An 11,394-nucleotide genomic window follows, 5' to 3' on the forward strand; every position below is an offset into this window, starting at 1 on the left:
GGTGGCGTCGAGACCGGTTGGATCACGTCGTCGGGCTGAGGTTCGTCCGCGGGTTGGGCCTGGTCGGCTTCGGCGGGATCGTCGGGATCATCGGCGCCCTCGTCGGCCACGGTGCCCTCGGGATCGTCTGCGTGGAAAGGCTTCTCGTCGGAGTTGTCCGGGTCGCCGCCGTTCAAGGCGTCCGTGCCGTCGAGCCCGTCACCCGCCGAAGCCGACCAGGCCCAACCCGCGGACGAACCTCAGCCCGACGACGTGATCCAACCGGTCGGGACGCCACCGCCGCCCGGCGCACCACCACCAGCACCGGACGCGCCGCCCGCGCCGCCCGCCGCTCCCGTCGCCGAACCGGAACCCGCGGCCGACCCGCAGAAAACGCCGTGTGAGATTGCCGCGGAACAGCTTCCACAGGCGGGGCAATGACCGCTCAGGCGGGCTTCAGCTTCAGGGCTTCCTCGACGAAGCGCACGGATTCGGCGCGGTCGGTCGTCAACGGATTCAGCAGCAGCGTGGTCACGCCGGCCTCGGCGAAGGCGGCCATGCGCTCGGCGACGTACCCGGGCGGGCCGATCAGCGACATGCCGCGCACCAGCTCGTCGGGCACCGCGTCGATGGCCTCCTGCTTACGGCCGGACAGGTACAGCTCCTGGATGCGGTCGGCGACCTCGCCGAACCCGTAGCGCGTCGCCAGATTGTGGTAGAAATTGCGGCCTTTGGCGCCCATCCCGCCGATGTAGAGGCCCAGCTGCGGCTTGACCCACGCCAGCCGCTCGTCGAGGTTCTCGCCGATGGCCAGCGACGCATGCACCATCACATCCAGCGGCCCCAGCGCGGGATCACGCTTGGCGGCACCGGCCGCCAGCGCCTCGCCCCAGATCGAGTCGGCCTTGTCCGGCAGGTAGAAGACGGGCTGCCAGCCCTCGGCGATCTCCGCGGTGAGCTCCACGTTCTTGGGGCCCAGCGCCGCGATGCTTACCGGGATACGTTCGCGCACGGGGTGATTGATGAGCTGCAGCGACTTGCCCAAGCCCGTTCCGCGATCCGCGGGCAACGGCAGCTGGTAGTGCTTGCCGTCGTATTGCACGCGTTCGCGGCGCCACACCTTGCGGCAGATCTCCACGATCTCGCGGGTGCGGCCGATCGGGGCGTCGAACGGAACGCCGTGGAACCCCTCGATCACCTGCGGGCCCGAGGTGCCGATACCCAGGCGGAATCGCCCGTCGGACACGTAATCCAGCCCCGCGGCGGTCATCGCCAGCAGCGACGGCGTGCGGATGTAGATGGGCAGCACGCCGGACGCCAACTCGACGGTGTTCGTCTTGGCGGCCAGATAGCCCAGCTGGCTGATGGCGTCGAAGGCATACGCCTCGGCCACCACCACGACCTCGATGCCGGACTTCTCGAGTTCGACCACGCGGTCCACGGCCTCGTGAAAGCCGCCCGAATAATTCAGAGCGATCCCGATTCGCATCCATGACACTTACCACGCCCCTCCAGTACTCGGCGAACCGTCGCCCGCCGGCGGTCAGGCGAAGAATGTCGTTGCCGGTGAACGAAACCGGTCCGTCCGGGCCAGTGGCCCACGAAGTCGTCGGTGGCCATCTCGGCCGCGATCGGCCGGCCGTTCCACGGTTCGTAGGCGGTCGACATGAAAGGGCGAATAGCCCTTTCTCACTTCAACAGGGCGACGATCTTGTCTTCCAGCGGAATCGCTTCGGCCTCGGGGTCGATCGCGTCCGTGCCCGGCAGGTGCACCTCCGGGTCGGCGAAATCGCGGTACTTCTTGTCGCCGCCCAGGGTGTAGAGCAGGTAGCCGGTCAGCAGCGCCCGAACCGTCCGCTGGGTGCGCCGGTGCGGTCCGGCCAGACCCAGCACCTTGGTCAGCCGCCGGCCCTCGACCAGCCCGCCGGATTCGGCCTTGCCCACGATGCGCAGCGTCGCCGCGTCCCACACGTCGGCGAGCGCCGACGCGTTGGAGTTCAGGCTTTTCCGATCGCCCGGCGCGGTGAAGATCACCCCGGGGACCTTCAACGTCGCGGCCGGTTGCTGGGCCGGCGGGCTGGTGGCGCTGGGAAAGATCGCCGCCACCGCGGCGGGCTTGGCCGGCATCCCCGCCGCGGCGAACACCGCCGCCGAGCCGCCGAAGCCGTGACCGGCCACGCCGAGCTTGGCCGGATGCACGCTGATCTTGCCGGGGCCCAGGCGCACGCCCGACACGATGTCCAGGGCGGTGCCGAGGTCGAAGGCGAGGTTCAGCACCGACGGGGCCACGCCGCGCTGGGTGTCGGGAGCGCCGGCCACGATGCCCCACGACGCCAGATGCTCGAGCAGGTTCGAATAGCGGGCCGCGCCGGCGAGCCAGTCGTGGCCGAACGCCACGCCGGGCAGGTTCAGCCCCTCCTCGGGGGTGTACACCACGCCAGGAAGGCCGGCAAAGGCCAGGTCACCACGCAAAACTCGATGCGGACCACGGCGGCTGAGAGCTGCGACGAGCTTGCGGATGCGGGCCACGCGTTGACGTTAGCGCATCGCAATCGGGCGGCGAGGGAGAAGGAACGCCGGCGGGTGCGCGGGCCCTTTCTAGCCCCTGACCTCGATGACACCCATCCGCCACAGCGCCGCGTAGAGCTGGTGCAGCGGGATGGACAGCAGCTGGGTGGTCATGTCCATCAAGGGGTTCCCGGAACCGGCCGACGCCTCCGGCCTGCCCTTGGGCGTCCGCAGGGGCGCCGGCGCCATGGGGGCGGGCACCACATCGTCGTAGCGAACTGCGGTCATGATTGCCTCCTCATGGCGCCCGGCGGGCGGTCCGAAAAGTTACGCATCTCAATACGACCCGTTGCACAATTCCCGGTTAACAACCACTGACGATTGAATTCATTGCTCGGCTAAAAGCGTGGTCCCAGGTAGCCAGAATATCTGGCCTATGCCTGATAAAAGCCGGACTGCGAATCGTTGACCACGCTTTTGTCGCTGACACGCTGCGTAATCGTGATCGGGCGGGCTTCATGCAGCTCGTCTTTTCGCTGGATCCGGTCCTTTCCAGTCTTTGCTGATATTCCGAATGTTAAATCGGCGTGTGCTGTCGTCGTTGTTGCGACACGGAAACGTCGCAAATACATCAGGTGAAAACAATTCCGCCGTTTATGACGATTGAGTGAATGACGGATGGGTGAAGGACGTCCGGCCGTGACGAGCCGGATAAAGAACTGGCGGTAGGCGTAGGTCACAGCGGGCCTTTCGCGCAGGTGGGCGGCCTAACCCCGACCGCGGAGTGCGGGGGTGGTGGCCCACCTGCACTACCCTGTTCAGAATGTGCGGAATCGTCGGCTACGTCGGGCAGCAGCCCGCCTGTGAGGTCGTCATGGCCGCGCTGCGCCGGATGGAGTACCGGGGTTACGACTCGTCGGGGGTCGCCCTGGTCAACGGCGACGGCACCCTGACGGTCAGCCGTCGCGCCGGCCGGCTGGCCAACCTGGAAGAGGCGGTCGCCGAGATGCCGGCGTCGTCGCTGACCGGAACCACCGGGCTGGGGCACACCCGGTGGGCCACCCACGGACGGCCCACCGACCGCAACGCCCACCCGCACCGCGACGCCGCCGGCAAGATCGCCGTCGTCCACAACGGCATCATCGAGAACTACGCCAACCTGCGCCACGAGCTGGAGGCCGAGGGCGTGGAGTTCGCCAGCGACACCGACACCGAGGTGGCGGTGCATCTGGTGTCGCAGGCATACCGGCACGGCCCGACCGCGGGCGATTTCGCCGCGTCGGTGCTCGCGGTGCTGCGCCGCCTGGACGGCCACTTCACGTTGGTGTTCGCCAACGCCGACGACCCCGGCACCATCGTCGCCGCCCGCCGCTCCACCCCGCTGGTGATCGGCATCGGCGATGGCGAGATGTTCGTCGGCTCCGACGTGGCGGCGTTCATCCCGCATACCCGCAACGCCATCGAACTCGGCCAGGACCAGGCCGTGGTGATCACCGCGAACAGCTACCGGATCACCGACTTCGACGGCAACGAAAACCTGGGGCCCGGGGCATACCGCGAGTTCCACATCGATTGGGACCTGGCCGCCGCCGAAAAGGGCGGCTACGAGTACTTCATGCTCAAGGAGATCGCCGAGCAGCCCGCGGCCGTGGCCGACACCCTTCTGGGGCACTTCGTCGACGGCCGGATCGTCCTCGACGAGCAGCGGCTGTCCGACCAGGAACTCCGCGAGATCGACAAGGTGTTCGTGGTGGCCTGCGGCACCGCGTATCACTCCGGCCTGCTGGCGAAGTACGCGATCGAGCACTGGACGCGGCTGCCGGTCGAGGTCGAGCTGGCCAGCGAATTCCGCTACCGCGACCCGGTTCTGGACCGCAGCACCCTGGTGGTCGCCATCTCGCAGTCCGGCGAGACCGCGGACACCCTCGAAGCCGTCCGGCACGCCAAGGAGCAGAAGGCCAAGGTCCTGGCGATCTGCAACACCAACGGCTCGCAGATTCCGCGCGAGTGTGATGCGGTGCTGTACACCCGCGCCGGCCCGGAGATCGGGGTGGCCTCGACCAAGACGTTCCTGGCGCAGATCACCGCCAACTATCTGGTCGGGCTGGCGCTGGCGCAGGCGCGCGGCACCAAGTACCCCGACGAGGTCTGGCGTGAATACCACGAGCTGGAAGCGATGCCGGACCTGGTCGCGCGGGTCATCGCGACGATCAAGCCGGTGGCCGCCCTGGCGTATCAATTCGCCCAGTCGCCGACGGTGCTGTTCCTGGGGCGCCACGTCGGATACCCGGTGGCGCTGGAAGGCGCGCTGAAGCTCAAGGAATTGGCGTATATGCACGCCGAGGGATTCGCCGCCGGCGAGCTCAAGCACGGCCCCATCGCGCTGATCGAAGACGATCTGCCGGTCATCGTCATCATGCCGTCGCCCAAGGGGTCGGCCGTGCTGCACGCCAAGTTGCTGTCCAACATCCGCGAGATCCAGGCGCGCGGCGCGATCACCATCGTGATCGCCGAGGAGGGCGACGACACCGTGCGGCCCTACGCCGACCACTTGATCGAAATTCCCTCGGTGTCAACACTTCTGCAGCCGCTGTTGTCGACGATCCCGCTTCAGGTGTTCGCGGCGTCGGTGGCGCAGGCCCGCGGCTACGACGTCGACAAGCCGCGAAACCTGGCCAAGTCCGTCACCGTCGAATAGGCGGGGAACCGCTTGCGCCGCATCGCCCGGATACCCCGCGGACACGCGGCCGATCCATTACATTGCCCTGGGGCAGCATTCGCGGCAGGTGGGTAGGGCTAAGTCCGTACGGGAGGAAGTATGCGATCGGCCGGCACGAAATACGGCGTCGTAGGTCTTGTCGTCCTCATCCTCGCGGCGTACGCGGTGGCGGTCGGGATGTACGCGCAGAGCGGTACCGGCCGCCGGCTGGATGCGACCGCCCCGACCGCCGACGGTGACAGGCCGTCGGCGACGATCAACGTCGAAGACATCCAGTCCAACAACAGCGTGCTCGCCGTCAATCTGGCGTTCAACCCCGGATCGGCGATGCTGGACCCGAAAACCCACCACCTCAAGGACGATCTCAGCCTGCGTGTCAGGTCCTCCGCGATGCCGGCCCGGCACACCTGGACCAAGGGCATGCTCCCCGGCCTGATGGCCGTCCCGCTGACCATCGCCGGCCAGATCGAGCGCTGGCCCTTCGACCAATACCGTTCGGGGCCGATCGAAGTCGAGATCTTCTACGGCCCTGACACCGACCGGGCGCCCGACCACGTGCCGGTCACCTTCGTCGATCACCTGTCGGGCTGGCGGCTGTCCGCCACCAGAACCCAGGCGGACGGTCCCTACCGGCTGAACGTGCATCGCTCGCTGTCCACCGCGGCGTTCGCGATCGTCATCCTGGGCGTGCTCATCACGATCGCCAGTCTGGCTCTGGTGGTTGCGATTCAGACGGCGCGCGACCGGCGGCCGTTCCAGCCGCCGATGACGACGTGGTACGCCGCCATGCTGTTCGCGGTGGTGCCACTGCGCAACGCGCTACCCGGCTCGCCGCCATTCGGCAGCTGGGTCGACATCACCGTCGTCATCTGGGTGCTGGTCGCGCTGGCGGTCTCGATGATTCTCTACATCGGCTGCTGGTGGCGGCATTTGAAGCCGGTGCCCGCGCCCGCACCGGCGGAACCCGCGCCCGCGCCGGAACCCGCCCCCGCGTCGGCGAAGTAGCCGATCGCCGGCGGCGTGTTTGCCGCCGAAGTTGTCCGGTGCCCCGCCGCGCGTGCGAAGGTTGATGTCGTGGCGGGTCCGTCGGTTCGCAATCGAGTGCGCAGCATGACGCTGGTGGTCTGGCATTTCGTCATCAGCGCGCCGCTGACCTACGGCTGGCTGTTGGTGCTGATGATCACGACGTTCATCCAGACCCATCTCACCGGCCGGGAGCTGCACTCGGTACTGCTGCACCGCTCCACCAACATTCACGAGTTGGGCAGGGACCCGCTGCACGTCCTGTTCTCCAGCCTGCTGTGGATCGACGGCAAGAATTTCGAGCCCTACCTGCTGCTGTTCACCCTGTTTCTCGCGCCAGCCGAACACTGGCTCGGCCAGCTGCGCTGGCTCAGTGTGGGATTGAGCTCGCACATCCTCGCCACCTACATCAGCGAAGGCATCCTCTACTTCGCAATCGAGGAACACGACGCCTCGCAACGGCTGGTGCACGCCCGCGACATCGGGGTCAGCTATTTCCTCGTCGGCGTGATGGCCGTGCTGAGCTACCACATCGCCCGGCCGTGGCGCTGGGGATATCTCGGGGTGTTGTTCCTCATCTTCGGGTTCCCGTTGATCACCATGGGCAGCGAGCTGAACTTCACCGCGATCGGGCACTTCACCTCGATCCTGATCGGGTTGTGCTTCTACCCGATGACTCGCGCGCGCTCCAAACGCAGCAGCCCGTTGAGTCCCGCGCGCGTGCGGGCCATGGCGCGCCGCAACGTGCCGCCGGAGACCTCGACCTGATGCCGGCACCCGCCGGCACCGAAAGATGTTGGGCGCCAAGCCGCTCCGTAACGGCGCCGGCCGCCGTGCACGCCGGCGATCCGAGCGCGGCTGTACACCGCGACGCCGCCACGTAATCTGACTCTGATGCGGCATTACTACTCCGTAGACGCGATCCGCCAGGCCGAAGCGCCACTGCTGGCCAGCCTGCCCGACGGTGCGCTGATGCGGCGCGCGGCCTACGGGCTGGCCACCGAGATCATCGCTGAGTTAGCCGCCCGCACCGGCGGGGTAACCGGGCGACGTGTGTGCGCGGTCGTCGGCTCCGGGGACAACGGCGGTGACGCGCTGTGGGCGGCCACCTTCCTGCGCCGTCGCGGCGCGGCCGCCGACGCGATCCTGCTCAACCCGGAGCGCACCCACCCCAAGGGGCTGGCGGCGTTTCGGCAGGCCGGCGGTCGTGTCGTCGAAAGTGTCTCGCCGACAACCGATCTCGTCATCGACGGCGTGGTGGGCATCTCCGGCTCCGGGGCGCTGCGGCCCGCGGCGGCCGAGGTGTTCGCCGCCGTCGACGACGCGAGAATCCCGGTGATCGCCGTCGACATCCCCAGCGGCATCGACGCGGCGACCGGGGCGATCACCGGCCCCGCGGTGCACGCCGTGCTGACCGTCACCTTCGGCGGCCTCAAACCCGTCCACGCCCTCGGCGACTGCGGGCGGGTGAAGCTGATCGACATCGGCCTCAATCTGCCGGACACCGACGTGCTGGGTTTCGAGGCCGCCGACGTGGCCGCCCGCTGGCCGGTGCCCGGGCCCCACGACGACAAGTACACCCAGGGCGTCACCGGCGTGATGGCGGGCTCGTCGACGTATCCGGGTGCGGCCGTGCTGTGCACCGGCGCCGCCGTCGCGGCGACCTCGGGCATGGTCCGCTACGCCGGCAGCGCGCACCGCGAGGTGCTCGCGGTCTGGCCCGAGGTGATCGCCTCGCCCACCCCCGCGTCGGCCGGACGCGTGCAGTCCTGGGTCGTCGGGCCGGGATTGGGCACCGACGACGTCGGGGCCGCGGCGCTGTGGTTCGCGCTGGAAACCGACCTGCCGGTGATCGTGGACGCCGACGGGCTGACCATCCTGTCGGCCCATCCCGAATTGGCGGCCAACCGCACCGCGCCGACGGTGCTGACCCCTCACGCGGGTGAATTCGCCCGGTTAGCGGGTAACCCGCCAGGTGATGACCGGGTGGGTGCGTGCCGCAAGCTGGCGGACGCGTTCGGCGCCACGGTGCTGCTCAAGGGCAACGTCACGGTCATCGCCGACCCGGGCGGCCCGGTCTATCTCAATCCGGCGGGGCAGTCGTGGGCGTCCACCGCGGGCTCGGGCGACGTGTTGTCCGGCATGATCGGCGCGCTGCTGGCGTCGGGCCTGCCACCGGCCGAGGCGGCCGCCGCCGCGGCCTTCGTGCACGCGCGCGCGGCGGCACTGTCGGCCGCCGACCCCGGCCCCGGCGAGGCGCCCACCTCGTCGTCGCGCATGGTGCCACACATCCGGGCCGCCCTGGCCGCCCTGTAGGAGCAGTAGAAAGGATCTCGTTGTGCCCCAACACCCTTCCATGCCCGCGCACTCCATCGCCCCCGCGTACACCGGCCGCCTGTTCACCGCGCCGGTGCCCGCCCTGCGGATGCCCGACGAGTCGATGGACCCCGACGCCGCCTACCGCTTCATCCACGACGAGCTGATGCTCGACGGGAGTTCGCGGCTGAACCTGGCCACCTTCGTCACCACCTGGATGGACCCGCAGGCCGGGCGGTTGATGGCCGAGACGTTCGACAAGAACATGATCGACAAGGACGAATACCCGGCGACGGCGGCCATCGAGCAGCGCTGCGTGTGCATGGTGGCCGACCTGTTCCACGCCGACGGCCTGCGCGACGACGACCCGTCCAGCGCGTGCGGGGTGTCCACCATCGGGTCCAGCGAGGCCGTGATGCTGGGCGGCCTGGCGATGAAATGGCGGTGGCGGGAAAAAGTCGGCAAAGACTGGAAGACGCGCACCCCGAACCTGGTGATGGGCTCCAACGTCCAGGTCGTCTGGGAGAAGTTCTGCCGCTACTTCGACGTCGAACCGCGCTACCTGCCGATGGAGGAGGGACGCTACGTCATCACCCCCGAGCAGGTCCTCGACGCCGTCGACGAGGACACCATCGGTGTGGTGGCGATCCTGGGCACCACCTACACCGGTGAGCTCGAACCCATCGCGGAGATCTGCGGGGCGCTGGACAAACTGGCCGCCGGCGGCGGGGTGGACGTCCCGGTGCACGTCGACGCCGCCAGCGGTGGATTCGTGGTGCCGTTCCTGCACCCCGAGCTGAAGTGGGACTTCCGGCTGCCCCGGGTGGTCTCGATCAACGTCAGCGGCCACAAGTACGGGCTGACGTATCCCGGCGTCGGATTCGTGGTGTGGCGCAGCAAGGAGTACCTGCCCGAGGATCTGGTGTTCCACGTCAATTACCTCGGCGGCGACATGCCGACCTTCACGCTGAACTTCTCCCGGCCGGGCAACCAGGTGGTCGGCCAGTACTACAACTTCCTGCGGCTGGGCCGCGAGGGCTACACGCAGGTGATGCAGACGCTGTCGTCAACCGCGCGATGGCTGGGCGAGCAACTGCGCGTCGGCGAGCACTGCGAGCTGATCTCCGACGGTACGGCGATCCCGGTGGTCGCTTTCAGGCTGGCCCGCGGGCTGGGCTACACCGAATTCGATGTCTCGCACGAGCTGCGCGGATACGGCTGGCAGGTGCCGGCCTACACCATGCCCGACAACGCGACCGACATCTCGGTGCTGCGCATCGTGGTGCGCGAGGGCCTGTCCGCCGACCTGGCCCGGGCGCTGCACGACGACGCCCGCTCGGCGCTGGCGTCGCTGGACAAGCTCAAGCCGGGCGGGCACTACCGTGCGGAGCACTTCGCGCACTAAGTCCGTTTCGGGGGCTTCGTCACACCGCGGTTGTCACATTGGTCACAGTGGCCCCGGCGGGGAGGCATGTGCAATTATCCGTCCACCCGCGGCCCGGGGCGCATGTGGCGGCTGTGACCATTGCGGCGGCGCGGACGCGGCTGTGTGCGGCCCGCGCGCCGTCGGCGAGCGGTGTGTCCGACAGGTTCTGGGACAATGGCTGCTGCGAACTGACAGACAGACGAGTGGAGCGCGACTTCATTGGCCGTTACGCCGATATCCCTGACACCGGGCGTCCTCGCCGAGGCCCTGGTCGACCTGGGCGCGATTGAGCACAACGTGCGGCTGCTGTGCGAGCAGGCCGGCGGCGCGCAGGTGATGGCCGTGGTCAAGGCCGACGGCTACGGCCACGGAGCCCCCCAGACGGCGCGCGCCGCGCTGGCCGCGGGGGCCACCGAGCTGGGCGTCGCCACCGTCGCCGAGGGTCTGGCGCTGCGCGCGGCCGGAATCACCGCCCCGGTGCTGGCCTGGTTGCACCCGCCCGGTTTCGACTTCGGTCCCGCGCTGCTCGCCGACCTGCAGATCGCCGTGTCGTCGGAGCGCCAGCTCGACGAACTGCTGGACGCGGCCCGCCGCACCGGACGGACCGCGACGGTGACGGTCAAAGTCGACACCGGGCTGAACCGCAATGGGGTTCCGCCGGGGCAATACCCCGCGATGCTGACCGCGCTGCGCAAGGCCGTCGCCGAGGAGGCCATCGCGCTGCGCGGCCTGATGTCGCACATGGTGTATGCCGACCAGCCCGCCAATCCCGTGAATAACGTTCAGGCCCAACGATTCAGCGACATGCTGGCCCAGGCGCGCGATCAGGGTGTGCGGTTCGACGTGGCACACCTGTCGAACTCGTCGGCCACCATGTCCCGTCCGGACCTGGCCTTCGACATGGTGCGCCCCGGCATCGCGATATACGGGCTGAGCCCGGTCCCCGAGCGCGGCGACATGGGTCTGGTGCCGGCGATGACGGTGAAATGCACTGTTGCCCTGGTGAAGTCGATTCGTGCGGGCGAGAGCGTGTCCTACGGCCACACCTGGACCGCGCAGCACGACACCAACCTCGCGCTCATCCCGGTCGGCTACGCCGACGGCGTCTTCCGGTCGCTGGGCGGCCGGCTGGAGGTGTCGATCAACGGCAAGCGGCGACCGGGCGTCGGGCGGATCTGCATGGACCAGTTCGTCGTCGACCTCGGCCCGGGACGCACCGACGTGGCCGAGGGCGACGAGGCGATCCTGTTCGGGCCGGGCGCCAATGGCGAGCCCACCGCGCAGGACTGGGCCGATCTGCTCGGCACCATCCACTACGAAGTGGTGACCAGCCCCCGCGGGCGGATCACCAGGACCTACCGCGAGGCGCAAACCGTTGAGTCCTGAGGAATCCCGCAGGCGCCGCAAGGGCAGGGCCTGGCTT

Annotated in this window: 10 protein-coding genes; 6 read left to right on the top strand and 4 right to left on the bottom strand. The window is 68.7% G+C overall.

Annotated features, from left to right (window positions below):
* Positions 1-424: 424 nt before the first annotated feature.
* From A5708_RS09350 to A5708_RS27200, 4 genes are all read right to left on the bottom strand, one after another.
* A complete protein-coding gene (locus A5708_RS09350; protein WP_065028353.1) occupies positions 425-1,468 on the bottom strand; it encodes an LLM class F420-dependent oxidoreductase in 1,044 nt (347 codons plus the stop codon).
* A gap of 200 nt (positions 1,469-1,668) precedes the next feature.
* Entirely contained in the window at positions 1,669-2,508 is an 840-nt protein-coding gene (locus A5708_RS09355) for a dienelactone hydrolase family protein (protein ID WP_065028354.1), read from the bottom strand.
* A 69-nt stretch (positions 2,509-2,577) separates the two neighbouring features.
* Complete coding sequence (locus tag A5708_RS09360) at positions 2,578-2,775, bottom strand: Rv1535 family protein (protein ID WP_065028355.1); 198 nt, start codon at positions 2,773-2,775, stop codon at positions 2,578-2,580.
* 146 nt (positions 2,776-2,921) lie between these two features.
* The gene (locus A5708_RS27200; RefSeq protein WP_196772585.1) at positions 2,922-3,227 is read right to left on the bottom strand and encodes a hypothetical protein; all 306 of its coding nucleotides are present in this window, start codon (positions 3,225-3,227) and stop codon (positions 2,922-2,924) included.
* A gap of 83 nt (positions 3,228-3,310) precedes the next feature.
* On the opposite strand from A5708_RS27200, the gene glmS reads away from it, so the two are divergent.
* The 6 genes from glmS (at position 3,311) to alr (ending at position 11,357) form a co-directional block, all read left to right on the top strand.
* Entirely contained in the window at positions 3,311-5,185 is a 1,875-nt protein-coding gene (glmS, locus tag A5708_RS09365; protein WP_065028356.1) for a glutamine--fructose-6-phosphate transaminase (isomerizing), read from the top strand.
* Between the two features lie 120 nt (positions 5,186-5,305).
* Complete coding sequence (locus A5708_RS09370; protein ID WP_065028357.1) at positions 5,306-6,211, top strand: DUF4436 domain-containing protein; 906 nt, start codon at positions 5,306-5,308, stop codon at positions 6,209-6,211.
* A 69-nt stretch (positions 6,212-6,280) separates the two neighbouring features.
* Positions 6,281-6,997 carry a rhomboid-like protein gene (locus A5708_RS09375; RefSeq protein ID WP_419538316.1) on the top strand — a complete coding sequence of 239 codons (717 nt, stop codon included), beginning with the start codon at positions 6,281-6,283 and terminating at the stop codon, positions 6,995-6,997.
* Between the two features lie 126 nt (positions 6,998-7,123).
* Positions 7,124-8,545: an NAD(P)H-hydrate dehydratase gene (locus A5708_RS09380; protein ID WP_065028358.1), complete on the top strand. Its 1,422-nt coding sequence runs from the start codon at positions 7,124-7,126 to the stop codon at positions 8,543-8,545.
* 40 nt (positions 8,546-8,585) lie between these two features.
* A complete protein-coding gene (locus A5708_RS09385; RefSeq protein ID WP_155765958.1) occupies positions 8,586-9,950 on the top strand; it encodes a glutamate decarboxylase in 1,365 nt (454 codons plus the stop codon).
* A 240-nt stretch (positions 9,951-10,190) separates the two neighbouring features.
* Positions 10,191-11,357, top strand: a complete 1,167-nt coding sequence (gene alr, locus A5708_RS09390; RefSeq protein WP_065028360.1) for an alanine racemase — start codon at positions 10,191-10,193, stop codon at positions 11,355-11,357.
* Positions 11,358-11,394 lie beyond the last annotated feature (37 nt).

It is taken from the genome of Mycobacterium colombiense, from assembly GCF_001672755.1.
In the GTDB taxonomy this organism is placed as follows: domain Bacteria; phylum Actinomycetota; class Actinomycetes; order Mycobacteriales; family Mycobacteriaceae; genus Mycobacterium; species Mycobacterium colombiense_C.